The sequence below is a fragment of the Nocardia sp. NPDC059764 genome (assembly GCF_042732555.1).
GTDB lineage: Bacteria > Actinomycetota > Actinomycetes > Mycobacteriales > Mycobacteriaceae > Nocardia.
In genome coordinates, this window is record NZ_JBHWHH010000005.1 from 1 (window position 1) to 25,510 (window position 25,510).

At 66.3% G+C, this 25,510-nt stretch carries 24 protein-coding genes; 13 read left to right on the plus strand and 11 right to left on the minus strand.

Annotation, left to right across the window (positions count from 1 at the left end):
- Positions 1–38 precede the first annotated feature (38 nt).
- Together ACFV4K_RS01575 and ACFV4K_RS01580 are read right to left on the minus strand one after the other, a co-directional pair.
- Positions 39–1,112, minus strand: a complete 1,074-nt coding sequence (locus tag ACFV4K_RS01575) for a hypothetical protein (RefSeq protein WP_379271155.1) — start codon at positions 1,110–1,112, stop codon at positions 39–41.
- Complete coding sequence (locus ACFV4K_RS01580; RefSeq protein ID WP_379271157.1) at positions 1,112–1,846, minus strand: ParA family protein; 735 nt, start codon at positions 1,844–1,846, stop codon at positions 1,112–1,114. Before ACFV4K_RS01580 ends, ACFV4K_RS01575 begins: the two co-directional genes overlap by 1 nt.
- A 293-nt stretch (positions 1,847–2,139) precedes the next feature.
- Between ACFV4K_RS01580 and ACFV4K_RS01585 the strand changes: the two genes are divergently transcribed.
- Entirely contained in the window at positions 2,140–3,090 is a 951-nt protein-coding gene (locus ACFV4K_RS01585) for a C40 family peptidase (protein WP_379271158.1), read from the plus strand.
- 188 nt (positions 3,091–3,278) lie between these two features.
- Positions 3,279–3,401 (plus strand): hypothetical protein, encoded by a 123-nt coding sequence (locus ACFV4K_RS01590; RefSeq protein ID WP_379271160.1) that lies wholly within the window; start codon positions 3,279–3,281, stop codon positions 3,399–3,401.
- A gap of 72 nt (positions 3,402–3,473) precedes the next feature.
- Here ACFV4K_RS01590 and ACFV4K_RS01595 read toward each other — a convergent pair whose 3' ends face one another.
- The gene (locus tag ACFV4K_RS01595; RefSeq protein WP_379271162.1) at positions 3,474–4,136 is read right to left on the minus strand and encodes a TetR family transcriptional regulator; all 663 of its coding nucleotides are present in this window, start codon (positions 4,134–4,136) and stop codon (positions 3,474–3,476) included.
- An 88-nt stretch (positions 4,137–4,224) separates the two neighbouring features.
- Between ACFV4K_RS01595 and ACFV4K_RS01600 the strand changes: the two genes are divergently transcribed.
- A complete protein-coding gene (locus ACFV4K_RS01600; protein WP_379271163.1) occupies positions 4,225–5,307 on the plus strand; it encodes a substrate-binding domain-containing protein in 1,083 nt (360 codons plus the stop codon).
- A gap of 206 nt (positions 5,308–5,513) precedes the next feature.
- Entirely contained in the window at positions 5,514–6,224 is a 711-nt protein-coding gene (locus ACFV4K_RS01605; protein ID WP_379271165.1) for a MarR family transcriptional regulator, read from the plus strand.
- Here the strand turns inward: ACFV4K_RS01605 and ACFV4K_RS01610 are convergent.
- A complete protein-coding gene (locus tag ACFV4K_RS01610; protein WP_379271167.1) occupies positions 6,218–6,586 on the minus strand; it encodes a hypothetical protein in 369 nt (122 codons plus the stop codon). The two genes, ACFV4K_RS01605 and ACFV4K_RS01610, sit on opposite strands and share 7 nt — an antisense overlap.
- On the opposite strand from ACFV4K_RS01610, the gene ACFV4K_RS01615 reads away from it, so the two are divergent.
- Complete coding sequence (locus tag ACFV4K_RS01615; protein WP_379271296.1) at positions 6,573–7,520, plus strand: undecaprenyl-diphosphate phosphatase; 948 nt, start codon at positions 6,573–6,575, stop codon at positions 7,518–7,520. The genes ACFV4K_RS01610 and ACFV4K_RS01615 overlap by 14 nt on opposite strands.
- A 170-nt stretch (positions 7,521–7,690) precedes the next feature.
- On the opposite strand, the gene ACFV4K_RS01620 is transcribed toward ACFV4K_RS01615, so the two are convergent.
- On the minus strand, positions 7,691–9,322 hold the full coding sequence (locus ACFV4K_RS01620; RefSeq protein WP_379271169.1) for a cutinase family protein: 1,632 nt from the start codon (positions 9,320–9,322) through the stop codon (positions 7,691–7,693).
- A 144-nt stretch (positions 9,323–9,466) separates the two neighbouring features.
- The gene (locus ACFV4K_RS01625; protein WP_379271171.1) at positions 9,467–10,870 is read right to left on the minus strand and encodes a lipase family protein; all 1,404 of its coding nucleotides are present in this window, start codon (positions 10,868–10,870) and stop codon (positions 9,467–9,469) included.
- Between the two features lie 282 nt (positions 10,871–11,152).
- Between ACFV4K_RS01625 and ACFV4K_RS01630 the strand changes: the two genes are divergently transcribed.
- The 3 genes from ACFV4K_RS01630 (at position 11,153) to ACFV4K_RS01640 (ending at position 13,511) form a co-directional block, all read left to right on the plus strand.
- Positions 11,153–11,548, plus strand: a complete 396-nt coding sequence (locus ACFV4K_RS01630) for a DUF4822 domain-containing protein (RefSeq protein ID WP_379271173.1) — start codon at positions 11,153–11,155, stop codon at positions 11,546–11,548.
- Between the two features lie 152 nt (positions 11,549–11,700).
- Positions 11,701–12,189 (plus strand): carboxymuconolactone decarboxylase family protein, encoded by a 489-nt coding sequence (locus ACFV4K_RS01635; RefSeq protein ID WP_379271298.1) that lies wholly within the window; start codon positions 11,701–11,703, stop codon positions 12,187–12,189.
- 65 nt (positions 12,190–12,254) lie between these two features.
- Positions 12,255–13,511, plus strand: a complete 1,257-nt coding sequence (locus ACFV4K_RS01640) for an MFS transporter (protein WP_379271175.1) — start codon at positions 12,255–12,257, stop codon at positions 13,509–13,511.
- A 20-nt stretch (positions 13,512–13,531) separates the two neighbouring features.
- On the opposite strand, the gene ACFV4K_RS01645 is transcribed toward ACFV4K_RS01640, so the two are convergent.
- From ACFV4K_RS01645 to ACFV4K_RS01660, 4 genes are all read right to left on the minus strand, one after another.
- Positions 13,532–13,963 (minus strand): hypothetical protein, encoded by a 432-nt coding sequence (locus tag ACFV4K_RS01645; protein ID WP_379271177.1) that lies wholly within the window; start codon positions 13,961–13,963, stop codon positions 13,532–13,534.
- Positions 13,964–14,200: 237 nt separating this feature from the next.
- Positions 14,201–14,563: a hypothetical protein gene (locus tag ACFV4K_RS01650; RefSeq protein ID WP_379271179.1), complete on the minus strand. Its 363-nt coding sequence runs from the start codon at positions 14,561–14,563 to the stop codon at positions 14,201–14,203.
- A gap of 280 nt (positions 14,564–14,843) precedes the next feature.
- Positions 14,844–15,287 (minus strand): type II toxin-antitoxin system VapC family toxin, encoded by a 444-nt coding sequence (locus tag ACFV4K_RS01655; protein ID WP_379271180.1) that lies wholly within the window; start codon positions 15,285–15,287, stop codon positions 14,844–14,846.
- Complete coding sequence (locus ACFV4K_RS01660) at positions 15,284–15,514, minus strand: CopG family transcriptional regulator (protein WP_379271182.1); 231 nt, start codon at positions 15,512–15,514, stop codon at positions 15,284–15,286. The genes ACFV4K_RS01655 and ACFV4K_RS01660 overlap by 4 nt, the downstream gene beginning before the upstream one ends.
- A 291-nt stretch (positions 15,515–15,805) precedes the next feature.
- Between ACFV4K_RS01660 and ACFV4K_RS01665 the strand changes: the two genes are divergently transcribed.
- From ACFV4K_RS01665 to ACFV4K_RS01685, 5 genes are all read left to right on the plus strand, one after another.
- A complete protein-coding gene (locus tag ACFV4K_RS01665; RefSeq protein WP_379271183.1) occupies positions 15,806–16,534 on the plus strand; it encodes a hypothetical protein in 729 nt (242 codons plus the stop codon).
- 324 nt (positions 16,535–16,858) lie between these two features.
- A complete protein-coding gene (locus tag ACFV4K_RS01670; protein WP_379271185.1) occupies positions 16,859–17,491 on the plus strand; it encodes an ATP-binding protein in 633 nt (210 codons plus the stop codon).
- 345 nt (positions 17,492–17,836) lie between these two features.
- The gene (locus ACFV4K_RS01675; RefSeq protein ID WP_379271300.1) at positions 17,837–18,955 is read left to right on the plus strand and encodes a replication-relaxation family protein; all 1,119 of its coding nucleotides are present in this window, start codon (positions 17,837–17,839) and stop codon (positions 18,953–18,955) included.
- A 348-nt stretch (positions 18,956–19,303) separates the two neighbouring features.
- Positions 19,304–23,272 carry a Helicase associated domain protein gene (locus ACFV4K_RS01680; protein WP_379271186.1) on the plus strand — a complete coding sequence of 1,323 codons (3,969 nt, stop codon included), beginning with the start codon at positions 19,304–19,306 and terminating at the stop codon, positions 23,270–23,272.
- Between the two features lie 284 nt (positions 23,273–23,556).
- Positions 23,557–24,096, plus strand: a complete 540-nt coding sequence (locus ACFV4K_RS01685) for an NUDIX hydrolase (protein ID WP_379271188.1) — start codon at positions 23,557–23,559, stop codon at positions 24,094–24,096.
- On the opposite strand, the gene ACFV4K_RS01690 is transcribed toward ACFV4K_RS01685, so the two are convergent.
- On the minus strand, positions 24,080–25,447 hold the full coding sequence (locus tag ACFV4K_RS01690) for a hypothetical protein (protein ID WP_379271189.1): 1,368 nt from the start codon (positions 25,445–25,447) through the stop codon (positions 24,080–24,082). The two genes, ACFV4K_RS01685 and ACFV4K_RS01690, sit on opposite strands and share 17 nt — an antisense overlap.
- Between the last annotated feature and the right edge of the window lie 63 nt (positions 25,448–25,510).

Consider the following 25,510-nt stretch of genomic DNA (forward strand, 5'->3'; position numbering starts at 1 on the left):
GCTTTCGGCCGGGCCCTTTCGGCGGGTGCTGTCACGAGCTATTCGATGTCCGGCATTCGCCCGGTTACCGGAATCTGCCGCTCGATGAGTTCGGCCAGCGTCCGGAGTTTGGCCGCGAATTCGCGTGCCGCCACCGGATGCTCGCCGGACCCCTTCACCACTTTCTGGGTGAGTGCGGTGAGCCGGGACTCGACCGCGCTGAACACGTCGGCGGTGGCGGGCTGCTCCTCGGAGAGGTCACCGCGCAGCCAGGCGCGCAGCCGCTGCACCACCGCGCCCTCCTCGTAGTCGTCGGGCAGCACCGCGACGGCTTCGCGGAGTTTGCCCGCGGTGACCTTCACGTCGGCGGCCAGCGTGGTGTACACGGTGACCGCCGCGTCCTCGCCGTAGGCCGCGGCCACCGGCAGCAGCTCGCGGATCTGGCCCTCGTTGAGGGCCGGCGCGACCGGGTGCAGGCGCGCGGCGAGCGGCCAGGCCCGGATCAGCTTGTGCGCGTAGGACCGCTGCATGTCCCAGCGCTTCTCCACGTACTCGTCGAAGCTGGCGTGGTCGGCGCGGTAGAGCCGGCCGTCGCGCACGATCTGCAGCGCGCGCCCTGCGGTCCAGAAGGCCACCCGCAGCGCGTCGATGGAGGACTCGCACACTTCGAGCTGATCGGACTCGCTGCGGCTGAGCGGCCCGTTGCCGCCCGCGGTGGGCAGCGGAAGGTCCAGCACGCTGGGCGCGCTCTCGGCCGCCGGGGCGGCCTCGTGCGCCACCGGCTTCGGCGCCGAAGCCTTCGGTGCGACCGGGATCTTCGGTGCTGCCGGGATCTTCGGCGCGGGCGTGACCGGTTGCGCGGCCACGGGTTCGGTCGCCACCCTGTCGGCCGCCACCGTCTCGGGCGCCAGGGTGGCGGTCGCGGTAGCGGCGGATGCCGCCGCGTCCGCCGGGGCCGCCGCGGGCGCGGCCGGGGCCATGAGGACGGTGGTGGCGGCCGGTGAGAGTTTCGGTGTGCGCGGCCATTTGGCGTCGCGCAGCGGGGACACCGGGGGAGTGTGCTCGGCCTCGTCGGACAGCGGGTTGCGGCCCAGGCCGCCGCCGATGGAGGTCTTTCTGCGCTGGGGTGGCATCAGGCCGACACCTCCGCCGGGACGCGGGACTCGATGTAGTCGCGCACCAGTTCGTCGCCGACGGCCCGGTATTCGCCGAGATCCTCGATCGGGTTCTCGGCGCCGTCGCCGACTTCGCCGTCGGCGGCCTCCCGATACCACTTCCAGGCGCTGACGTAGGAGTCGAAGACCTCGTAGCCCGCGTCCTCCAGATTCCCGCGCTGCGTGCGGTATTCGGTGGACACGTTGACGCCGTTCTTCATGGTGACCGGAACCTTGGTCATGAGCACACGCACGCGAATGGCCTTCTCGTGTTCGGCGGCCGCTTCCTCGGCGGCGCGGTAGGTACTGGGGACGCGTTTGACTTCCGAGGGGCTGACGCTGGTGACGAGGATGAGTTCGTCGCTGACGGGGACGGCGGCCTTGAAGATGTCGGCCGATTCACCGCCGGCGTCGACGATGATCACGTCGTAGTTCGCGGAATTGTCGGTGATGCAGTCGTTCACGTGCCGTGAGGGGAAGGCGAGCAATTCGAAGGGAATGTCGACCTCGGCCTTCTGTAGTCGCCGATACCAGGAGTACCCGGTCTGGCTCAGCGGGTCGGCGTCGATCACCAGTACTCGAAGTTCGTGCGCGGTAGCGAAATACGAGGCGATGAAGAAGGCGGATGTCGTCTTGCCCACGCCTCCTTTGAGATTCCCGAGCGTGATCACCAGTGGCTCGGGAAGGTTGCCTAGCGCAGGGGATTTGGTCATCGATCAACCTCCTGTTGATGGGGAGGGCAGCTTCCTTGATCAGTCTCACACGCGCGCGGGACGCGCCCGCGAAGGCTCGCTCGGAGGTGTCGAATTGGTTGAAAACCGCGTGTGTCCAATTGGACACAGCCGTCAATGGTTACCGTTTCGTAATGGATAACACGCATGTCATTCGTTGCCACCTCTGACGTTCCGGCGAAATATGCATTCTCGGATCTGCTGGCAGTACCGAAATTTCGCGTGATGGACGGATACCGGATAGCTTTCACGGCTTGATCGGAGGACGACCGCTCATGGAAACCAACGGTGATAGACAGAAGGTTCGATTACTTCCGCGGCTGAGCCTGCGGACCCTGGTGACAGGAGTCCTCGGAGCTGCAGCCATCGGAGCCGCCCTGTTCTTCGCGGCGGGCCAGGCGCAGGCGGCGCCGGTGACGATCCCCGGTATCGGGGCGATCGACATCCCGGACGAGATCGCCGCCCCGCTCGGCCGGGTGACCCCCGCGATCGGCATCCTGCCCCCCGCGGCCGGAACCACCTCCCCCACGTCGGAATCGGCGATCGGCGAGCCGGACGCCCCCCGTATGACGGTGGCGCCGCAGCGCATCATCATCGCCCCGGCCGACACGATGCCCGACCCGGCGCCGGTGCAGTCACTGTTCCCGGAGTCGCTGCGCTCGGCCATCGTGATCCCGGCGATCGGCACCCCGGCGGTCGCCGCCCCGGCGGTCGCCGCCCCGACCGCCGTGATCCAGGCCCCCGCGCCGGAATCGCGCACGGTGTCGGTCGCCGGTCTCGGCACCTTCGTGGTGCCCGCCGCCCTGCCCCCGCTGACCGGAATCCCCGGCGTCACCGATTCCGCGGTCACTCGCACCACGGTGCCCGCGGCAATGCCGAAGACGGCGGGCGAGCGCGCGGTGGAGGCGGCCCGCACCAAACTCGGCGCGAACTACAGCGCCGGCGGCACCGGGCCGGACTCCTTCGACTGCTCCGGTTTCGTGCAGTGGTCGTATCGGGAGGCGGGCGTGGAAGTGCCGCGCACGAGTTATTCACAGCTCGCCGCCGGAACCCCGGTCACGATCGACGAATTGGAGCCGGGCGATCTGGTCTCCTACTACGGTGGTGGCCACTCGGCGATGTATCTCGGCGACGGGAAGGTGATCCACGCCAGTGACTACGGTTCTGGTGTGAAGGTCTCGCCGCTGTCGAATATGCCGGTGACCGGAGCGCGTCGCTTCCAGTGAACCGCTCGGGACCATTCGACGTGATCACCACGAATTCGTGATCCATCGACAATGCGAGGTAGGGCATGAGGGCAAGGCAAACGGCGCCACTGGCTCTCGCCACGCTCACGACCGCGGCATGTCGACAGTCGCCGCGGCTCCCGCGAAGGCTGGACCGGTGCGCGGGCGCGGGTCAGCCGCCGGTCACCATGGCGACTCTGCCGGGGACCGCGCTGGAGGGCATCACCGTCGACCCGGCCGGGCGCGCGTTCGTCACCGATCCGGTGAGCGAGCAGGCGTTCCGGATCGACCGGCCCGCTGTTGACCAGTGAGGTGCGGTACGGCCGTGGCGCGCAAGGCTTCTCGGCGGGCCGGCTCTTCGGCATCACGTTCGGCGGCGTGGTCTACGAGATGCCGGGCGGTTTCGATCCGAATGCCCGGACGGCGGCCCCCTGACCGGGGTGGTCCACCGGTTCACTGAGTAGTCCGACGATCATGGCGATGATGCTGTCGCGGACGTCGTCGCGTTCGACCTCGGTGGGCAGCACGGAGCGCTCGTAGTCGGCGAGCAGGGCGAACATGACCGTGGTCATGGCCTGCAGCCGGTACCGGCGTTGCACCGGAGTCAGTTCCGCCAGTGCGTGATACAGCCTGGCGACGAGCACTCTTGTTGTCTGCCAACGCTTTTCGTTGAGATTTGGTCCGGTGACCGCCGGATGGGCGCGAGCCTGCTCCAGGAACCGCGCGTAGTGCGTCGAGCCCTCGGCGTAGGGCACGTCGAACATGGGTCGCACCAGAATGGCGACCAGCGCGGCGACGCTGTCCGGGGCGCCCGAGGACTCGTGTTCGGCGAGCAGTTCGGTTCGGCGGGATTCCAATGCGGGCTGGTGGCGTTCGATAATGGCGGCGATGAGTCCGTCCCGGGAACCGAAGTGATAGTGGACCGCGGAGTTGTTGCGCTGTCCCGCCGCCACCGCGATATCGCGCAGGGCCACGTCCGGCCCGCGTTCGGCGATGGTGCGCTCACCGGCGAGCAACATGAGCTCGCGCGCGTCAGGACTGTTCACGGTGCTATCGTGCCCCTTCGTCTCGCACCGCGCGGTCCCGGGTGGACGCGCGGGCGGAACGTGGGCATTCGAACGGCGGTGATGATCGATGACGCCACGTGAGGCAGGGTCGCGCCGGGCGACGGTGGACCTGGCCCTGGTCGTCCCGATGAGTGGTTCGGCCGGCATCTTCGGGCCCTCCTGCGAGGCGTGCGCCGCGCTGGCCGTCGAGGACATCAATGCGATGGGCGGGATCCTGGGCCGCCCGGTCCGGCTGCATCCGGTGGACGCGGGCGCGCCGCTGCCGATGCTGGCCGCGCGGATCGATCGGATGGTGAGCCGCGGCGTGATCGACGGCGTGGTCGGCTGGCACCTGTCGAACGCGCGCAAGGCCATCACCCCGTACACCGCGGGCCGGGTGCCCTACATCTACACCACCTTCTACGAGGGCGGCGAGGACTCCGACGGCGTCTACATGGTGGGGGAGACCCCGGATCAGCAGTTGTTCCCCGCGTTGCGCTGGTTCCGCGCCGAGCGGGGCGTGCGCCGCTGGTGCATCGTCGGCAACGACTATGTCTGGCCGCGTGAAACGGCAAGGGTCACTTGGGAATTCGCTGACACAAGCGATATCGACGTGGTCGGTGAGGTCTTCGTGCCGTTGGGCAGCCGGGATTTCACCGCGGCGTTGGACCTCATCCGCAGTTCGCCCGCCGAGGGGGTGCTGCTGTTCATGGTCGGCGCGGATTGCGCGGCCTTCAATCAGGCCTTCGCGGCGGCCGGGCTGGACGAGAGCCGCCTGCGGCTGAGCATGATGATCGGCGAGGACGTGCTCTACGCGGGCGGCCCGGACAGCGCGCGCGGATTGTTCACCGCCAGCGGCTATTTCGAGAGCCTGGTGTCGCGGGAGGCGATGGCCTTCGGCAGCCGCTACACCGCCCGCTACGGTCAGCTGGCCCCGGCGCTGAACAATATCGGCGAATCCTGCTACGAGGGCCTGCTGTTGTTCGCCTCGCTGGCGGAGGCGGCGCACAGCCTGGACGTGCGGCTCATCGAGCGCGGCGCGGCGAAGGTGAGCTACGGCGGCCCGCGCGGTGAGGTGCGGGTGCGCGGGGCGCACACCACGCAGCCGGTGTTCCTGGCGGGCGCGGACATCATGGACTTCACGGTGCTGGCCGATCTGACCGGATTATGAAGCGCGGGCTGTTCGACTGATGGCGAACGCTACGTTGCGTTCCCAACCGGGGTGACGACCGAATGCCATCACGAACCGGATAATGCAAGTGTGCCAAGGGTGTTCGATTGTCACGCTGATCGTTTGCGGCGCCCGCCGTGCGGTTTTCGTGTTGCAATAGGGTGGTGCCGCGCCGCCTCGGCGGCATCTGATGAAGGAGCCGCTCCGTGCCCGGAGGAAGACTCAGCCCCGATGATCGCCGCCTCATCGCCGCCGGTCTGGCCCGGGGCCTCGGCTACGCCGAGATCGCCCGCCGCCTGTCCCGGCCGACCTCCACAGTGAGCCGCGAGGTGACCCGCAACGGCGGTCCGGGCCGCTACCGCGCGGAGCTGGCGCAGGCCGCCACCGCGGTGCGTTCGCGCCGCCGCACGCCGCGCCCCAAACCCATCGAGAAGCCTTCCGGCGTCGACGAATACGGCCGCGATCCGATGCTGCTGACCGAGGTCAGCGACCGCTTCGCGCTGCTGTTCGCGCAGTTCGGGATGCCGCGCATGGCCGCCGCGGTGCTGGCCCGGCTCTACGCCGCGGACTCGGGCAGTCTCACCGCCGCCGAGCTGGTGGCCCAGTTGCGGGTGAGCCCGGCGACGGTCTCCGCGGCGGTGGGGCGGCTCGAGGAGCGGGCGCTGATCCGCCGCGACCGGGACCCGGGCACCCGCCGCGACCGCTACGTGATCGACGAATCCGCTTGGTACCGAGCCATTCTCGCCGGGGCGCAGGTCAACGAGCGGCTGGCGGCCCAGGCCCGGCACGGCGCGGACGCGCTCGGTGTGGCCACGCCCGCCGGGCTGCGGCTGCTGGGCATGGGGGACTATCTCGAGCGGGTGGGCCTGGACATGGTCCGCTCCGCCGAACGCTGGCGGCCGCGGCTCGATCAATGAGCGACGGCGATGCCGGGAAATCTGCGGTGAATGCGATCGACATACTTGCGCACCGTGGAAAGTTCGGCCGAGATCGTTTGCCGGGCTTCCGCCGTGGGCGCGGTTTGTAATCGCCGCGTCAGTTTGACTACATGCCTTTCCAATTCGTCCAGGAAGATGCGGGCCTGAGCTAACTCGGGATCCTCGCCGACATCGGGATTACCGAATCCCCTGTACTGCATATCGCCGAAGTATTCCACGCCGTCGGACGCCGCGCCGCGCAATTGGATCGCTTCCGGTAGCCTCGCCAGGCGAGCTGCCCCGGCGCCATCGGGGTGTTCGGATCCCCCGCACCGCCGCCCGACAGGAATTCGAATGGCCATCAGTTACCTGGAGTCGATCGTCGTCGGCGCGCTACAAGGGGTGAGCGAGCTCTTCCCGGTCTCCAGTCTGGGCCATAGCATCCTGCTCCCGGCCTGGGTGGGCGGGCAGTGGGCCGACGATCTGAGCATGTCCGCCAAGGATTCCCCGTACCTGGCGTTGCTGGTGGCCATGCACGTCGCCACCGCGCTGGCCCTGGTGATCTTCTTCCGGTGGGAGTGGGTGCGCATCCTGCGCGGCCTGTGGGAGGTGGCGCTGACCCGCGAGATCCGCACTCCCGAAGCACGATTGGGCGTACTGCTGGTGGTGGCGACGATTCCGGTCGGCCTCGCCGGACTGCTGTTGGAGAAGATCGTCCGGAACTACCTCGGCACTCCCGTGCCCACGTCGATCTTCCTGGCGATCAACGGTTTCGTGCTGTTGTCCGCGGAGATCATGCGCAAGCGTGAGCCCGAAGGCGATTTCGTGCTCTCCAGTCCGACGGGCCGCCGGGACGTGTCCATGGTGGACACGATCGTGCTGCCGATGACCGACCCGGACCGCGCCTCGGACGTGCGCCTGTCCCGCCTGACCATGCGCGACGCCACCCTGATCGGATCGGCGCAGATCGCCGCGCTCTTCCCGGGCATCAGCCGTTCCGGCAGCACCATCGTGGCGGGCCTGTTCAAGGGCATGCGCCACGAGGACGCCGCCCGCTTCGCGTTCCTGCTGGCCACCCCGGTCATCCTGGCGGCCGGGGTGCTGAAGACGCCGGAGCTGTTCAAGCCCGAGAACCATGCCATCCTGGGTCCCGCCGTCGCGGGCAGCGTGGTCGCGGGCGTGCTCTCCTATATCTCGGTCAAGTTCCTGACCGCGTACTTCGAGACCAAGACCCTGACCCCCTTCGCCGTCTACTGCCTGATCGCCGGGCTGGGCAGCCTGGTCTGGTTCAGCTAGCCCGCCTCTCCGGGCCTTCAGCGGGCGGCTGGAGAGCCGTTGCCGGCCGTGCACGCGTGTCGGCGTTGGGTGCCGAACCGATTTCGGGCGTGCCCGACGAGTTACCCCGACCGTTACGAAATCAGTGCGCGCCCGGGCATAGGTAGAGGCCAGGGCGCGCACTGTTGCTGTCAGTTCGTGGGCGTGGTGGTGGGCGCCGCGGTGGTGGTGGTGACGACGGGGGTCGTCGTCGGGGCGGTGGTGGTCACCGGGGGAGTGGTGGTGACCGGCGCGGTCGTGGTGTCCGGGGCGACCGTCGTGGTGGCCGGCGGCGTCGTGGTGGTGACGGCCGGGGCCGGGGTGGTGGTGGTCGTCGTGGTTCCGGTCGCCGGAGTGGTGGTGGCGGCCTCGCCGGACTTCGGGGCGGCGGCCAGCACGGCCGGAGCCTTCGACGTGGTGGTCGGGCTCGGCGTGGTGGTCAGCGTCTTCGGGTCGAGCTGGTGGGCCTGGGCCTGCTTCGCCAGTTCGGTGAGCCAGGCGGCGGCGTACTCGGCGGAGCTGACGGGCTTGCCGTTGTCCGGGTTGGAGTCGTGCCAGTAGTCGAAGTGGTGACCGGTGCCGTTCGGGCCCAGAGTCAGGTTGTACGGATCGTTCATGATCACCGGGATGGTGTTCTGGTTGGTGGTGATCAGCCCGATGACCTCGTTGAAGACCTTCTGCGGCAGGTAGGCCAGCGGCGACATGTTCTCGGCGGCGATATTGTCCGCGGCCACCGGGGTCGCGTTCTGCTGGTTCGCCTGGTAACCGGGCTGCGACACCTTCAGCAGCACGTCGAGGAACGTTTCCTTGCTGGTCCACCAGCCCGGGTTGTGCGCGATGTCGGCGAAGGCGTCGCCCGCGATCTTGCCCAGCACGACGGCGACGTCGATGCCGGTGGTCGGGTTGAGGCCCTCGTTCTGCATCTGGTCGGCATTGATCTGGCGGCCGACATTGATGGCGAGCTGCAGCAGCGAGATGTTCTTCGGCGCCGCGCAGGTGAGGTCGCCGTCGGAGCAGAAGGACGCGATGCGGCCGTTCAGCGCGCCGAAGTCACCGGCCTGGTCGGGCAGCGCGCCCTGCCCGCCCGCGACCTGCTTGCCGGTCTGGTAGCTCTGATTGAAGTTGTCCGGACGGCTCGGGTCCTTCGCGCCCGGGAACGGACCTTCCCCGGCGGTGCGCCCGGCGTCGGCGAGGATCACCACGCCCGCGACATTGCCGGGATCCACGATCCCGTACTTGCCGTCCGCGCCCGCGCTCTGGTGGCCGATCTGCATGGCCACCCGCCGCACCACGTCCGCGCCCTCGGAATAGCCGACGATCGCGTACTTGGTGTTCGGGCAGGCCGCGGAGATATCCCGCATGACCTGCTCGGTATTGGCGACACCGGTATTGACGGCGTCCTCGTAGCTGTTCAGGTTCGCGGGGTAGGAGATGTAGACGGCGGAATACGAATTGGAGTCGACCGAGCCGCCCGGGGCGTTCACCACCGGGTCCACCCAGTGGCTCTGGTAATCGTCGGAAAGGGCGGCGGGCAGTTCGTTGCCGTTCGCGTCGACCAGCATCTTGGTGGTTCCGGACTGCGGAGAGTCATTGCGACCGGCCACCGAGATGGTCACCATGTCATGGCATTCGGTGACCGACGAAGTCAACGCCGGATCGGCCTGCTTCGAATCCGGCCCCGTCAGCGCGTAGGTGGCCGCTATCGCGGCCGCCACACCCAGTACCGCGGGAGCGGCGACCGCCGATGCGATCTTATGTCGTTTCGCGAACCCGCGAATATCCATGCCCGAATCCCCATTTCACCCCGACAAGTGAACGTCAGGCCCAGCGACTGAGCGGGCCGTCTACACAGGGAGACGTCGTAACCGGAGATCCGAGTGTTACTTACGCGAATGAGTCGTTACCGCACCATGACCCGAACCCGCTGATCAGCCCCCGATCGGTTTGCCGAAGAATGAGGCGAAGGTCTCACCCAGTGTCTCGCCCAGGGTCTGCAGCTCACCGGGGGTGCCGAGCATGGACGGCATGTCGGTGGTGGAGCAGCCCGGTTGCGCGCCAATACCGTTCAAGCGATCGAACAGCCACAGCAGCGCGGCCGGTCCGCCGGAGACCTCGCCGATGACGTGCTCGCTGGCCCAGTCCCGGGTGTAGGTGACCTGCGCTCCGGGCTGCGCGCAGTAGGTGTCGACCAGCTTGTCCGCCGCGGGCAACGGCAGGATCTCGTCCCAGCGCGAGTGCCACACGAACAGCGGCATGTCGGGCAGGCTCTTGCCCAGGCGGGTGTCCTCGAGCATGGCCTGAACAGCGGGTTCGCCGAGCGGGTCGGGGGAGTTGATCATGCCGGTGATATTGAGGAACGGCAGCAGCGCGGTCTGATACTGCACGCAGAACGGCGCCTTCACCGTGCGCAGCAGCTGGCCGAGCGGGTTGAGCTTCTGGTCCAGCAGCGCGCTGAATTCCGGGTACTCCCGTGAGAGCCCGAGGACCGCTCCCAGCACCAGGCCCGCGGTGGCCTGATTGTTGGCCATGAGCAGTGCCGCGCCCAGATCCGCGCCGGTGCCGCCGGAGGCCGCGCCCACGATATTCAGTTCCGGCGCATAGGTTTTGCGCATCTCGGCGGCGTGCATGGTGGGCATCGATCCGCCCGAGTAGCCGTACAGCGCGGTCGGCGCGCCCGCGCCGACGCCGAGCGGTGCGAACGAGGTGGCGGCGCGAATGCCGTCGAGGGTGATGCGTCCGGCCAGCGGACCGGCGGCGTACGCCGAATTCGGGCCCTCGTGATCGGGGATCACCACCGCGAACCCCTTCTGCAGCGCGGCCTGCGCGAAGAGGAATTCGGCGGGCGCGACGATCTGCCCGAGGAACGGCGCGGCCGAAAGGTGTTGCAGTGCATAGGAGGGACTGCAATAGCCCTGCGTCGAGTCCTCGGCGATCTGCACCGAGAGCAGCTTGCGCGGCGCGGGCGCGGTGCCGCGCGGCTTGATCAGGGTGGCGACCGCCGGGATGGCCTCATCGCGACTGTTGTTGGAGCGGTAGGAGACCTGCCAGGCGTCCACGTTCAGCGGGATCAGCCCGAAGTTGCCGAGGTTGACCTGCCGGGCCGCGATGATCTCGCCGGGCGCGGCGGCGGCGATCACGTCGGCGGGCGGGTTGTAGAAGCCGGGATCGAGTTCCGGCGGCAGTGGCAGCACCTGCGCCGGCGTGCTCGAGGGCAGCGTCGGCGCGGCCGGATCGGCGTGCGCCGGTCCCACCGTGAATGCCGCCGCCACCAGCGTCGTGATGGACACCGTCCCGAGGCGTACGAGCCGCCCGGTCAGTCGTCTGGTCTTCATCGACCCACTTCCTCACCCTGAATCCCCAATTTGTGAGACTGACTAGTCTCAATATTGCGCGGATCACTCTGCCACAGCTGTGACCGGGCTCGCAATATGCGTGAGCGGCGGAATCGGGGATTGGGCGGATTCGGCCTATCCGCCCCGGTGGCTGGGAGATCCGGGTGGGCATGCCCGCCAAGCGCCTCCGGACCAGCCGCGCCTTCTTCGTGATGTCGACCTGCCCGCGGCCATCCGCTCCTGCCAGTGATTCCTTCAGCGTGGTCTGGCCGCGGGTAACCCGTGGCCGTCCCGCCCGGTTCCCCGGCTGCCCTGCTGGCCGCCACCGCCTGGGAGACCACCTCCGCGACCGACGCCCACGGCGCCCAGGTGCCGCTGACCGACGACAATGCGAAGAACTACGTCGGCTTCGCCTACTTCAAGCCCGACGGCACCTTCACCATGTACAACCTCGACGACACCCCGAAGATGCACGGCGACTGGTCCGTCCCCGCCGACGGCAAGACCCGCACCATCGTCGCGAAAGACGATGCGGGACAGGAGAAGTTCCGCCGCGTCACCGACATCATCACCTTGAACGACAAGGAATTCACCTACCGCGTCTACCCGGACGCCAACGACAAGACGGTGTACTTCGACATCATCCACACCCCCACCACCCACCCGGAACCGAAGTAACCGCGCGTCCCGCCGCCCGCGTCATCCCCGGATGGCGCGGGCGTTTCTGTTCTGCACCCGTGGCCCACCTCACAGGCTCGACATTGTCACGCGCACGCGGTCTCCGGCGTCTTGTGGTCGTCCAATTCACCACCGCACGTGAGGATCACATGGTGGAACCCCGAATCGACCTGAACACCAACGCGGTCGGCGCCAAGCTCGGCAAGCGGTTCGCCGGTGTCGGCCTGGCGATCACCCAGTCGAGCCTGCCGAAATCGTTGATGGAGCTGGTGGAGTTGCGGGCCAGCCAGATCAACGGCTGCGGCTTCTGCGTCGACGCCCACACCAAGGAGCGGGCGGCCGCGGGCGAATCCGCGACCCGCGTCAACCTGGTCGCCGCCTGGCGCGAATCGACCGTTTTCAGCGAACCCGAGCAGGCCGCCCTGGCCCTCACCGAGGAGGGCACCCGCCTCGCCGACTTGAGTCACGGCGTCTCCGACGAGACGTGGGCGCTGGTTCGCAAACACTACGACGAGGACCAGGCCGCGGCGCTCGTCTACGTCATCGCGTTGATCAACGCGGCCAACCGCCTGGCCGTCATCACGAAGACCAAGGGCGGCTCCTACCAGGCGGGCGCCTTCGAGGCGATCGCCGCCGACTGAGGCGCAACCCGGGGCACGGGGCTATCAGCCGCGCCGGGCGGGTGGCGGTGCGGTAGCGTGCGCTGATGCGGACCCCGCCCGCCGCCGGCCGCCTGCCGACGTGGCTGACACCGAACCTGCGGGTGCTGTGCGGGGTCAGCTTCCTCGCCGACACCGCCGGCGAGTTGTTGTATCCGATCCTGCCGATTTTCCTCACCGCCGTCCTCGGAGCGCCCGCCGTCGTCGTGGGCGCGGTCGAAGGCGGCGCGGAGGCCGCCGCGGCACTGACGAAGGTCGTCGCGGGCCGGATCGGGGACCGCCGCCGTAAACGACCGCTGATCGCCCTCGGCTACGCCCTCGCCGCGCTCGGCAAGATCGTCATCGCGGCGGCGTTCGTCTGGCCGCTCGTGCTTGCCGGGCGTTGCGTGGACCGGCTCGGCAAGGGTGTCCGCGGCGCGCCCCGCGACGCCCTGCTGATGGTCGGCGCCGACCCCGCCGCCAAGGGCCGCATCTTCGGGATCCACCGCACCATGGACACTCTCGGCGCCGTCGCGGGGCCCGCCCTCGGACTCGTGCTCTACGAACTGCTCGACCACCGCATCCGGCCTCTGCTCATCATCGCCGTCGTTCCGGCGCTGGCCGCGGTCGCCCTGGTCGCGGCGGTTCGCGAAAACAACACCCCGACAACCACACCCGCGGCCAACGACCTGTCTGATGCACCGACACAACGATTCTCGGCGCGACTGCGAACCCTCATCGGCGTGCTGACGGTGTTCTCGCTGGTCAACTTTCCCGATTCGCTGCTGTTGCTGCGCGCTCACCAGCTCGGGCTGTCGGTGTCCGGGGTGATCGGCGGCTATATCGCCTACAACGCCGCCTACGCGCTGTTGTCCTATCCGGCGGGCGCGGTGTCGGACCGGCTGCCACGCCACTACGTGTTCGCAGCGGGGCTGGTGTGTTTCGCGGTCGGCTACCTCGGCCTGGGGATTGCGGACTCGCCCGGCTGGGTGTTCCTCGTGCTGCCGATCTACGGCGGCTTCGCCGCCGCCACCGACGGCGTCGGCAAAGCCTGGATCGCCGACCTCGCGCCCGCCACGAGACAATCCGCCGCCCAAGGCATCTACCAAGGACTCACCGGCGCTGCCATCCTCGCCGCCGGTCTATGGGCCGGACTCTCCTGGCACGCCGACGGCCGTCTGCCACTGCTCATCTCCGGTGCCGCCGCCCTCGCCCTCGCCGCCGCCCTCGCCCTGGCAGGACACCGCCTCCAGATGCCCCGACCCGTGGCGGCCGAACCGGCCCCGCCCAGATCCGCCACCGGTCGCAGCGGCACCGATGCCTGACCTATCCGTGTGTTGCCGTATCAGCGTGCGCTCGGCTCCACCCAGCGCCGCAGCGCGTCGATGGTGGTCTCCGGTGACGTGTTGAAGCAGAACCGAATTCCGGGCACCTCCTCGGAAAGCGTGTTGACAAGCCGCTCGAACAGCAGCGTGTGCTCGGCCGCCATGCGGACGCCGGCGCCGATCATGGCGGCCCGGAAGCTGCGCCCCGAGATGCGGTCCCGTAGCGCCGCTTCCGCCGCTTCGGGATCCGCGGGCAGATGGCACGCCACCAGATCGAATCCGGCCTCTCGCAGCGCGGCTTCGCCGGCCGCGATGCGGGCGGTCAGAATCTCCTCGGTCAGCTGCGGATAGTTGCTGTAATCCACAGCGCTGGGGTGCAATCCGATCGACAATACGGTCGAGCCGTTCGGGTTCTGTTGGTTCACACTGTCCTCCGCGTCGATTGTCGTCATGGACGGTACAAGCGCGGATCACCGCTCCGATCTTCCCGGGTTGTCAGAGAATTCGGCGATCTTGCCCCTACCCCTGCGGAACGTTCGGGCCACAGAGAACGCCCGGCCTCGAAAGACCGGGCATTCCAGTGGATCCGACGATCCGTCACGAGAGCCGTGCTGGTGGGCTACAGCCGTGCCGGAGCTGATTCCGTGTCCCCGAGTCTCGCGGCGACCTCGAGTCGGCGCGGTGGTCGGCTAAGGGTTGTAGATCTCGACGTAGGCGTTCGTCGCCACGGCGAAGACCCCAGGTCCCATCCCGGTGCATCCCGCCGATACCCGCTCGCCCGACGGCGTGAAGGGGTAGCTGAGCACCTTGTAGGACCCGACGGCGTACATCGGGAACGGCCCGCTGGCGTACAGGCCGACGCAATCGAGGTGCAGCACATAGTTCGAACCCCCGTCGGGTGCGCACACCGCCGAGGCGTCGAACACGCCCTTCGTCACACTGCAGTCCTGCGGCGCGGCCTGCGCGCTACCCGTCCCGACGACAGCCGCCAAACCCAGTCCCGAAACACCCACGGCGGCAACCCGCGCGACAACACCCAAAGACCTTTTCATGACACCCCTTCGGTTCGAGTTACATGCGGAGTTGCGAGCCGATCTCTCGATCCGGCAGACAAACACTAGGAATCGAGCGTTCCGAAAGCTATCGGACAGATGCCCCATCTTGTTTCGCCGCGGATCGGCGAACACCGGCCACCCTCGCCAGTGGTCGACGATCTCGGGTACGAAAAAGGTCACTGTGGAGCTGACGGACCAGCATACGAACCGCGCCGTGCTGGTGGACTGGCCCCATCGCGATCCGTGTCGTGGACACCCGGTCGCGGCTGCGGGAGGTTCAGTCCCCCTGGAGCACGAGCCGGAACGACGCATGAGCGGGCGTCAAAGGCCGGACGGCGCGAAAGCCCTTCTCGTCCAGAGTCAGTATGTCGTTGGTGAGGTAGCGCTCGGCGAGCACAACGGTGACCGCGTCGGCCAGATCGAGCCGAAGGCCGCGATATTGTTCGATGATCTTTTGCGCGACCCGCAGGTCATCGCGGTCCACCGGCGGCACGAGCACCGCACCTTCCTCAGCGGAGGTGAGCAGGTCGTCGAGGACGAGATCGGCTGTGCGGCGGTCTTTTCCAAACCGCGCGACGAGCAGATGATCGACCTCGTCGAGCACGAGCGGCGAGACGACGGCAACAGAAGTGGCGAGGAATTCACGCGCCCGCTCATGCAGTTCCGCGGCGCGATCGTAGGCGGCGATGATGGCCGAGGTATCGGCGATGAAGAAACTCACTCGCCGTATGCCTCGCCGAGCAAATCCTCACTGTTGGCGGCAAACCCAGGATCGCCGGAATCGAACGACGGCCACGGCCGGGTGCGACGCACCCGGTGCGCACGCATAAGAACCAGGTCGATCCCCTCGCGGATCAACTCGGCTTCCGATCGCCCCGAAGCTTCGGCAGCCTCCTTGAGACGGGCAGCCTGCTCGGGATCCAGGTACACGCTCGTTTTGGCCTTCATGAACGTAGGGTACCGCGTAGGGCACCCGTCGGGTTCGCGCATTGCCGAAATGCAACAGAGCCACAGGTCAATGACCTGCGGCTCTGTGGTGGAGTGGACCTGACGGACCAGCATGCGGACCAGGGCGTGGCTCCGCGCGTGCACTCGGACTCCGACGCTGCCTTCGGCCTTCAAGATGCTCGCAATGTCGGTCAGCTCCCGGTGGGAAGTTCCAGGCTTCGAATGGTGAACAGATCGAAAGGCCGCCAATCGGTTTCACCACGAATGGCCTACTCCGGCGCACTCGGGTGTGTGAAACGATCATACGTAAGATCGGTGGTGGATTTCCTGCCGGAGCAGTGGCGGCGGGTTGTGGATGAAAGGACCCCGATGACCACCGAGACCACCGAAGACACCCGTCAGGCGGAGACCCCGCAGGCGCCGATGACGCGAGCCGATCAGTTGCGCGCGGTGGTGACGCTCGTCAAATCGGGCGGATTGAAGCCGCTGGCGATCTACCTGTACGGCGAGCGGAAGAAGGCCGCCAAGAACTCCATGTACAAGTACCTCGGTAAGGGAGTCATGGCGGGAACAGCCGCGCTGCATCGCGCTCTGGTGCCTGTGGCGACCGCGCCCGGCGCGGGGCCCGTCCGCGACCGGCTGATCGAGCTGCTCGACCGTCAGTCCGAGGTCATCCACGCCGCGCCGGTGCGCAAGGTAGCCCTGACCTGGCTCGCCGCCGGCACCCCGGTCGATCTGAGTGCGCAGCTGAGTAAGGCTGACATGTTCCGGCTGGCGTTGAACTACCACTACCGACAGCCGTTCGAGGAGTTGTTCGCGACCGAGGAGGGCCGTGCCGTGCTCGGTGTGGACAACGTGCCCGCGGTGGTCGCGCAACTGGTCGGTCCGATCGCCTACGGCCGGCTGGTCGGGGCCGCTCGCACCACCCACAGCGACCACGTTCGCATCGTCGATGAGTTCCTGGCCGCGCACCCGCGGCCGGAAACCGATGCCGGGCCAACCGACAACGTCGAGTCCTGACACAGTTCGCTTTTGTAGAACCGACCGACCAGCACGCGACCCGGGCGGTGCTGGTCGCCGGGCCGGGCATCCTGATCCGGGCGGTAGGGGCCCGGCTGGGCTCGGCTGGCGGTGTCCGATGATCGCGGCCGCTCCACCTATCGGGTGGCAACGAATCAACTGCGGATCAAACGACCGACTCATTGACAGCGCTCCTACAAAGCAGCTGTTCCAGTGTCGGCAGGACGCGCATATCTATGTCGGCAGGACGCGCACGTACTTTGCGGCAAACGACGTTCCCGATTCTTCTCCTCCTACGTCGCCGATCTGGTCGACCGAGACGTGATGCAGCTGTCCGAGATCGAACGCACCGCGGAGATGTTCACCCTGGCCAACCTCGTCGCCGCCCGCTCCGGTCAACTCCTGGTTCCTGGCGCTCTCGGCAATGAACTCGGCCTGTCCAAGGACACCGTCGCCCGCTACCTCCGCCTTCTGGAAGAAGTCTTCCTGATCAAGCGCATCCGTGCTTGGTCGCGAAACCTGACCACCCGTGCCGTCGCAACCTCCAAGGTGTTCATGGTCGATTCCGGTATCGCGACATATTTGTGCGGCGCTGATCCGCGCGCACTGCGGGCGGTGAACGGCCCGCTCGGACCACTGTTGGAGGGTTTCGTAGCCGCCGAACTCGCTCGTCAGCTCACCTGGTCTGATCAAGAGGCCCGCATGTTCCACTACCGCACCCGCGACAACGTCGAAGTCGACATCGTTCTCGAGAACAACCGCCGAGAGGTGATCGCCATCGAGGTGAAAGCCGCCGCCACCGTCAAGGCGGACTTCCGCGGTCTCCGACACCTCGCAGAACGCCTGGGCGACGACCTCCTCGCCGGTTACGTGCTCTACACCGGCACCGAAACCCTCCCGTTCGGACCGAAATTCCGCGCCCTGCCGGTCAGCGCCCTGTGGAACACACGACCATGACCGCTCCGGTTCGCACACTGCCACGAAAGCAACAGAGCCGCAGGCTATTAACCTGCGGCTCTGCTGTTCTGTGGACCTGACGGACCAGCATACGAACCAGGCGGTGCTGGTCGACGGGCCGGACATGATCATCCGGGCCGTGGGTGTCCGACCGGTCGCGGGCGGTGGTGCTTGATGACCAGCCACGACGACCACCCAGCTGCATTTGGGTCAGCGGATGGCGGCGCGGGTGGGTCGGCGGCTGCTCGGCGTCCTATAACCGCCACCCCAAACGCCGAACACGATGTCAGCATCCGCGCCGCTCAAGCCCACAATCCGAGGGCAGGCTCGAAATCCCGACTCAGTATCAATACTGAGGGTTCATCGCGTAGGGGGCGGCGCGGCGGCCGAGCCGTACACCACGGTGGGCATCCGGACGCTGGTCCGTGGTTCCGTCTACTCGACCGTGACCGTCGTCTTCTCGGTCTTCTGGCCGAGCATAAGGTGCTGACCACGGACCAGATCGCCAGCCTGGAATTCACCTCGATCCGCCGCGCGCAGGACCGGCTGGCCAAGCTGCGCGAGATGGGAATGCTGTTCGCCTTCCGCGAATCGCTCTACGGCGGCGGCACCAGCCAAACCCGCCACGCCCTCGGCTATCCCGGCGCGCGCCTGATCGCGGCCCAACGCGCCGAGAAGCCACCGACCCCAGCTGCCTACGCGATGTCCCTCGAACGACTGGCCTGTTCTCCGACCCTCGAGCATCGCCTCGGTGCCAACGGCTTCTTCGCCACGCTGGCCGCGCACCGCAACCCGACCCGCCACCCCGACGCGACGGTGCTGGAGGGGTTGACGCAGTGGTGGTCGGAACGCCAATGCGCCGAGCAGTTCTGGACGGCGTTCGAGCGCGATCCTCAGATTCGTCCCGACGGCTACGGCTGCTGGGAACAGGACGGACACGCGGTGCGGTTCTTCCTCGAATACGACACCGGCACCGAAACCCTGTCCACCCTCGCCGCCAAACTCACCGACTACCAAGGCTTCCCCACCGACAGCTTCGGAATCCTGCTGTTCTCACTGCACTCGGCACGCCGTGAAACCGGGCTACACGCCGTCTTGCGCCGCACACTCGGCAGCAGCCCGGGGCTGGTGATCGCCACCACCGCCCGTGACCTCACCCACCCCGACGGCCCGGTCGGACCCGTCTGGGTCCTGTGGACGAACGGGGGCGGCGACACGGTGACCGAGCGCCTCCGGTTGACCGAACTACCCGAACGTGGACCTCAAATCCCGCACCACTCCAGCGGCGTCCAGCCCTACAACGAGGCCGCCTTCGACCACTACGACCCACAGGTCCACGACCTATTCATCCCCGCTCAGTCACGGCCTGCCACGCCGAATTCGCTCGCGACCGCACACCCGGTCGACAAGGCCGACGAAGAGGGCTTCATCGAATTGGATGACCAATCCCGGGACGGGCCGTGACCATCCGCTCCGCCAGGACGCGCGAGTGAAACGGCTGACGCGATCACGCAACGCCGCGATCCACGGAGGTACCACTGTCGGTTGTGGCGTGCGAAACCGTTGCCGATTTCGCATTGATCATGGGGCGCAGGGGCGCTCAACACCGCCATCCGCGCACTGGTCGTCGGAGAACCGGTCGGCCGCTACGCATCAGGGCAGCGGAACGAATTCCTTCAACGGGCCGAAAATCTCACCCAGGGGGGAGACTTGGGGAATCTGTTCAGGCTGACTCCCTAAGCCCCAAGCGATCGGGCGCAGGTACGCCGCTTCGAGTCCGAGTGTCAGATGCCTGATCTACTCTGCGTGGGCATGGGGACCTTCGTCGAACTCTTTGAAGTGTTGGACACTCAGGCTGCGGTGCGGGGCAAGCAGTTCGAGCATCTGTGTCGGTGGTACTTGACCAATGATCCGACGTACAAGGCCGTGCTGCGACGGGTGTGGTTGTGGGATGACTGGCCGGGCTGGTGGGCCGCTGACGCTGGAATCGACTTGGTCGCTGAGGATTACGACGGAAAACTCTGGGCCATCCAGGCCAAGGCGTACGCGTCGGATCGTGCGGTCACCAAGGATGATGTCAACAAGTTCCTCGCCGAATCGTCGCGTGCGATCTTCTCGTTTCGTCTCCTGATCGCCACCACCGACAAACTGCATCACATCGCTCGTCGAACGATCAACGACCAGGAAAAGCATGTCAGCTTTGTAGGTTTGAGTGATCTTCTGACCTCGGAGGTGGACTGGCCGAGTGATCCTGGTGACCTGCGGCCGTCGCCGACTCGGAGTCCGACCACGCCGCGCGACTATCAACAAGAAGCGATAGACAACGTCATGCGGGGATTTGAAACGGCAGACCGGGGACAGCTTCTCATGGCGTGCGGCACCGGCAAGACCCTCACGTCCCTGTTCATCAAGGAGGCGCTGGACGCGGAACGCACTCTCGTGCTGCTGCCGTCGCTGTCGCTGCTCAAGCAGACAATGCAGGTCTGGCAAGCACACAAGACGAAGGCCTTCGTGCCTTTGCCGGTCTGTTCTGACGCGACCGTCGCCCAGAACGCCGACGAAGCGGTTATGCACACGAGTGAGCTGGGTGTGCCGGTGACAACAGAGCCTGCTCAGATCGCTGCTTTTCTGCGTCGGCAGTCGGGGCCGTGCGTGGTCTTCTCGACGTATCAGTCGTCTCCGCGGATCGCCGCTGCCTTTGCATCGGAGCAACTGCCCGCGTTCGATCTGGTGGTTGCCGATGAGGCGCACAGGATCGCCGGTGACGAATCCAGTGTTTTCGCGACAGTTCTCGATGCTGATGCCATCAAGGCTCGTCGCCGCCTGTTCATGACCGCCACCCCGCGATATCACATCGGCCGCGTCCGGAAGGCCGCACGCGAGGCGGAAATGGAAGTCGCGTCGATGGACGATCCGACCAGGTTCGGTGAGGTGCTGCATCGATTGAGTTTCGGTGAGGCGATCAGTCGGAAACTGCTGACGGACTATCAGGTCGCCGTCGTGGGCGTAGACGACGCGACGTACCAGGAGTGGGTCGAGCGGGGCCAGCTGATTGTGCGTGGGGGCAAGTTCACTAACGCCCGTACCCTCGCGGGTCAAATCGGTCTGGCCAAGGCGATGCGTAAGTATGACTTGCGCCGGATCATCAGCTTTCACTCCCGCGTCGCCGGGGCGCGTGAGTTCGCCGCTGAGATGCCGGAGGTCATTGACTGGATGCCGCCTGATCAGCGCCCGACTGGCATGTTGTGGACTGGATACGTTTCGGGAGAAATGACCGCTGGTGAACGCCACCTCAAGCTTCGCCAGCTGCGTCAGCGCGAAGAGGGTGAGCGCGGACTCTTGGCGAACGCCCGGTGCCTGTCCGAGGGGATCGATGTCCCTACCCTCGACGGCGTCGCGTTCATTGACCCCCGCCGCAGCGAAGTAGATATCGTGCAGGCGGTCGGCAGGGCCATCCGGCTCGCGTCAGACAAGACCGTGGGAACGATCGTCTTGCCGGTGTTCATCGACACCCAGACCGATCCCGAATCGGCACTTGATGATTCCTCCTTCAAGCCGGTGTGGGATGTCATCAATGCGTTGCGGGCACACGATGAGGATCTCGCTGAGCAGATCGACTCCATGCGCCGCGAGCTCGGGAAGACGGGTGGTCTCGCAAGGATTCCCGAGAAGATTCACTTTGATGTATCACCCAGGGTGAGTGCGAAGTTCGCCCAGGCCTTTGACGTTCGGCTGGTCGAGAAGACCAGCGCGAGATGGGAGTTCTGGTGCGGGCTGCTGGCGAAGTACTCCGCCGAGAACGGTACAGCACGAATTCCTGTTGATCTCGTCGTGGAGGAATTTCCCCTCGGCCAGTGGGCCAGTGTGCAGCGCGGCGAGTACTCGAAGGGTCGACTGAGCGACGACCGGCGTAGCAAGCTGGAAACGCTGCCCGGCTGGTCGTGGGATGTCCTCTCGGACCAGTGGGATGTGTGGATCGGGTTGATGAACAGGTTCGTCGCCGAACACGGTCATGCCAATGTGCCATTCCCCTACGCGGTCGGCGAGTTCAACCTCCGGAGCTGGGTTGCTACCCAACGTGGGCTATTTCGACGAGGACGACTGTCCGAGGAACGTATCAGTGAACTTGAAGCTCTGCCGGGGTGGCTGTGGGACGTGCTCGAGGATCTCTGGCAGCAGAACTACAGTGCACTCGAACAGTTCGCCCGACGTATTGGTCACTCCAGAGCCCCGCAGAGGCATAGGGAGAATGGGCTCAATCTCGGGACGTGGGTGGTTGTCCAACGGAGGACCCGTGCGGAGATGTCCCCAGAGCGTCGGGCACTCCTGGAGGCTCTCCCCGGATGGTCGTGGGACCCCTTTGCTGATCGCTGGGAGACCTCTTACGCGGAGTTGGTGACGTTCACCGAACGTGAGGGACATGCCCGTGTCCCCATATCGCATCGTGAGAACGACCTTCCTTTGGGGAAATGGGTTACGCATCAACGCAGCAGGCGGGACAAACTAACCGTCGAACAGCGAACACGATTGGAAGCGCTGCCGGGCTGGAACTGGGACGCACGGTCGGACACGTGGCACCGCAAATTTGCTCTGCTGCAACAGTTTCAGCGACGAGAAGGGCATGCGCTCGTTCCACAGGGACATGTCGAAGACCACATCAATCTCGGCTCATGGGTTAATGAGCAACGCAGTAGAAGAGAAGAGATCAGTGCCGAGCGGCGCGAACTGCTGGAGTCCACGCCTGGTTGGGCTTGGGATCCGCACACAGCGGCGTGGGAACGCGGATACTGCGAGTTGGTCGAATTTGTCGATCGAAAGGGACATGCACGCGTCCCCGCCGGACATATTGAGGGCAAGGTGAAGCTCGGTGTGTGGGTGGGCGAGCAGCGCGCAAACCGGGAAACAATGAGCCAGGACCGCAGGGTGAGGCTCGAAGCCATCTCCGGCTGGAGTTGGAACTCTGTCGAAGATTCCTGGACGGAAAACCTTGAGCAGTTGCGGGTTTTCGCCGCGAGAGAGGGACACACCAATGTTCCTGTCGACCACAGCGAGAACGGTCTGAAGCTCGGACAGTGGACACGGCTGCGACGCAGTGAGCATCTCAAGCTCACACCACAGAGGAAGGCGCTGTTGGAAGCGATTCCAGGCTGGTTCTGGGGTACCAAGCAGGACTACATCTGGAGTCAGAAGCTCGGACTACTCAAGCAGTTCGTCGCCCGAGAAGGTCATTCGCGCGTTCCCGACGGCTACGTCCACGACGGTGTGAAGCTCGGAGGGTGGGTACGAGAACAACGAGCAGAGAGGTCGAAGCTCTCCGCCGAGCGGCGATCCAAACTCGAAGTGTTGCCAGGTTGGACCTGGAATCTCTTCCAGGATGTCTGGGGCGAAAGATACGAAATGGTAGGGAAGTTCGCTGCTCGGGAGGGACACTCGCGCGTGCCACAGGGGCATTTCGAAGATGGGGTGGCACTTGGTAGCTGGGTCGCGGTGCAGCGGCAGAAACAGCATGCGCTGACACCGGAGCAGCGGGCGCAGTTGGAGAAGCTTCCGGGCTGGGTGTGGAGCCCACACGATGCAAAGTGGGACAGCATGTATGAGCTCCTTCGTCAGTACCTTGAGGAGCACGGAACCACTCGACTGCCTTACGACCGCACCTACAAGGGCGCGAAGCTCGGCAACTGGGTGAGCCTCCAGCGCAACAACTATGCGAAGGGAAAGCTGAGCGCCGATCGTCGTCACAGGTTGGAAGAACTTGTGGGCTGGGAATGGAGAATTTCGTAGGTGCAGCCAAGGGGGGTGAAATAGCTGACCGCCGCTGGCGTCCGAGAGCGCCTCGCAAGCGAAGGCCCGCGCATCCGTGTACCGATCTGCTCGCCGAGCCTAAGTCGAATCGCCGACCGGTCAAGTCGGTGATCGAAATCGTCGACGATGAACGATCGATAGCGTCCCCCATGTCGCGACACTTCGCAGAGGGTGCGATCGTGAGTCGTCGGACGGGGCAGCAAGGCGCGAAAGCGGTCGAGGGCAGAGCCCAGCCAAACCGTTGACCGCGTAGGGTCTGGGGCGTGAAGCGTGCGACGCAGTGGAACATCCTCGGGGAGCGGCTGGTCGATGAGAATCGGCACATTCGGCTCTCGACCGTGGACGTCGAACTACCGGACGGTGTCCGGTTCACTCAGTACGTGGCGAGGATGCCGCGGTGCGCGATGACGTTGGTACTCAACGAGAATCGCGAAGTGTTGTTGATGTACCGGCATCGGTTCATCATCGATCAATGGGTGTGGGAATTGCCGGGCGGCTACGTCGACCACGCCGAAGATGTCGCGGTAGCGGCGGCGCGGGAGGTGGAAGAGGAAACCGGGTGGCGGCCGCGCACGATGGAGCATCTGGTGACCTATCAGCCCTCGATCGGCACCCTGGATCAGCCGCAGGAGATCTACCTCGCCCGGGGCGCTGATCTGACCGATACCGCGCCCGACATCAATGAGGCCGAGGATGTGCGATGGATCCCGCTGGCCGAGTCGGCGGCCATGATCGACCGTGGCGAGATCGTGGGTGCGGCGACGGTGGTGGCGATCTATCGGGCGCTCAGCCTCGCCGAGTGAGCTCGAGGATTTGCTGGCGGAATTCGGCGACCTCGGTCAAGTCGTTGAAGGGCCGTAACCGATAGCGCAGGTCCCGCAGGTAGGACAGGCTTCGGCGAGATGCCAGTTCGACGGCGATATCGAGCGCGCCGAGTCCCACACGCACGGCCTCACGCGGGTCTGTGACCGTCAGGGCGGAGGCGAGCAGGCTCAGGTTGAATGCGCGTCCGCGTTGGTAGCCTGCCGACATCGTCAAGGATCGCTGCGCGAATTGCACTGTACGCGTGTTGTCGCCGAGCTCACGGAAGCAATGAGCGGTTTTCGCGGACATGTAGGACTGGTCGAAGTAAGCCAGCCACACCGGTTGTTCACCGGGTCGGGCGCGGTCGAAGGCGCGTTCGGCGGCGTTGAGCGCTGTGGTGCAGGATGTTTCGTCTTGGCGGGCGGCGTGGCCGTGGGCTTCGACCATGTGGCATTCGGATTCGAGGGCGGCCAGACCAGCGGTGCGCGCGGCGATCTGGGCGGCGCGGGCCAGGTCGATGGCATCGCCGGGGCGGCCGACGTAGGTGGCCTGGTGGCTCATGGCGGCCATGATTTCGGCGCTGAGTGCGCCGTCGCTGGCGGCGCGGGCGAGTCGCAGGGCCTGGATCAGGTACCGCTGAGCGAGGCCGTGGTCTTCCTGGTCGTAGGCAGCCCATCCGGCCAGGCGGACGAGTTCGGCTGTGGAGCCGAACAATTGGCGGCCGATGTGTCCGTTGAAGCTGCCGCGCAGCAGCGGCGCGACCGAGCTGTGCAGGTACTGCACGATCGTCGAGCGGACCTTGCCGCCGCCGACCTTGTTGTCGAGATCCCGGAACGCCGCCGCCATGGATTGGACCGCGTCGACGTCGATCTGCCCGACACGTCGCGACGAGCCGATCGATACGGGGTGTTCAGGGCCGGGCAGCGTCAGCCACCGCATAGAGGCGGCCGGGTACACGGCAACCGCGTAAGAGGTGTCCTGCAGAAATCGTCGGTGCTCGATGTCGCTGCGCCACAACGCGGTCGAGGCGTCGACAGCGCCGGAGAGACTGAGTGAGAACTCCAGGCCGAGATCCGCAGCCGCATCCCGGGGATTGGACATGCCGCACATGGCCGGTGTGATTGTGCGCCCGAGTAATTCGGTCAGCGTGTCTGCGATCAGCTGCGGCACCGGCGGCTGTGGCTGCTCCCCCGAGAGCCAGCGCCCGATCGAAGTGTGGTCATAGCTGAGCTTGAGTCCGAGACCGCGGCCCCGGTCGACGACGCGGCGGGCGAGGGCCTTGCGTACCCCGCCGGCCTCTTCGACCAGCTCCTCGAACTGCCGATTCGGTTGTTTCGCACGGCGTCCCATGAATCGCAGTGTGGCACCGGTAACACCGAACCGCTATCAATCGGCGATTGCGCACACCCCCTG

What these genes read in the sequence shown, in the direction of transcription:
- ACFV4K_RS01620 (WP_379271169.1), bottom strand. Translation starts at nt 9,322, where the DNA reads ATGGATATTCGCGGGTTCGCGAAACGACATAAGATCGCATCGGCGGTC.
- ACFV4K_RS01610 (WP_379271167.1), bottom strand. Translation starts at nt 6,586, where the DNA reads ATGGCCATTCGAATTCCTGTCGGGCGGCGGTGCGGGGGATCCGAACAC.
- ACFV4K_RS01680 (WP_379271186.1), top strand. Translation starts at nt 19,304, where the DNA reads ATGGGGACCTTCGTCGAACTCTTTGAAGTGTTGGACACTCAGGCTGCG.
- ACFV4K_RS01590 (WP_379271160.1), top strand. Translation starts at nt 3,279, where the DNA reads ATGGCGACTCTGCCGGGGACCGCGCTGGAGGGCATCACCGTCGACCCG.
- ACFV4K_RS01660 (WP_379271182.1), bottom strand. Translation starts at nt 15,514, where the DNA reads ATGAAGGCCAAAACGAGCGTGTACCTGGATCCCGAGCAGGCTGCCCGT.
- ACFV4K_RS01690 (WP_379271189.1), bottom strand. Translation starts at nt 25,447, where the DNA reads ATGGGACGCCGTGCGAAACAACCGAATCGGCAGTTCGAGGAGCTGGTC.
- ACFV4K_RS01645 (WP_379271177.1), bottom strand. Translation starts at nt 13,963, where the DNA reads ATGACGACAATCGACGCGGAGGACAGTGTGAACCAACAGAACCCGAAC.
- ACFV4K_RS01670 (WP_379271185.1), top strand. Translation starts at nt 16,859, where the DNA reads ATGCAGCTGTCCGAGATCGAACGCACCGCGGAGATGTTCACCCTGGCC.
- ACFV4K_RS01580 (WP_379271157.1), bottom strand. Translation starts at nt 1,846, where the DNA reads ATGACCAAATCCCCTGCGCTAGGCAACCTTCCCGAGCCACTGGTGATC.
- ACFV4K_RS01575 (WP_379271155.1), bottom strand. Translation starts at nt 1,112, where the DNA reads ATGCCACCCCAGCGCAGAAAGACCTCCATCGGCGGCGGCCTGGGCCGC.
- ACFV4K_RS01625 (WP_379271171.1), bottom strand. Translation starts at nt 10,870, where the DNA reads ATGAAGACCAGACGACTGACCGGGCGGCTCGTACGCCTCGGGACGGTG.
- ACFV4K_RS01600 (WP_379271163.1), top strand. Translation starts at nt 4,225, where the DNA reads ATGACGCCACGTGAGGCAGGGTCGCGCCGGGCGACGGTGGACCTGGCC.
- ACFV4K_RS01640 (WP_379271175.1), top strand. Translation starts at nt 12,255, where the DNA reads ATGCGGACCCCGCCCGCCGCCGGCCGCCTGCCGACGTGGCTGACACCG.
- ACFV4K_RS01650 (WP_379271179.1), bottom strand. Translation starts at nt 14,563, where the DNA reads ATGAAAAGGTCTTTGGGTGTTGTCGCGCGGGTTGCCGCCGTGGGTGTT.
- ACFV4K_RS01585 (WP_379271158.1), top strand. Translation starts at nt 2,140, where the DNA reads ATGGAAACCAACGGTGATAGACAGAAGGTTCGATTACTTCCGCGGCTG.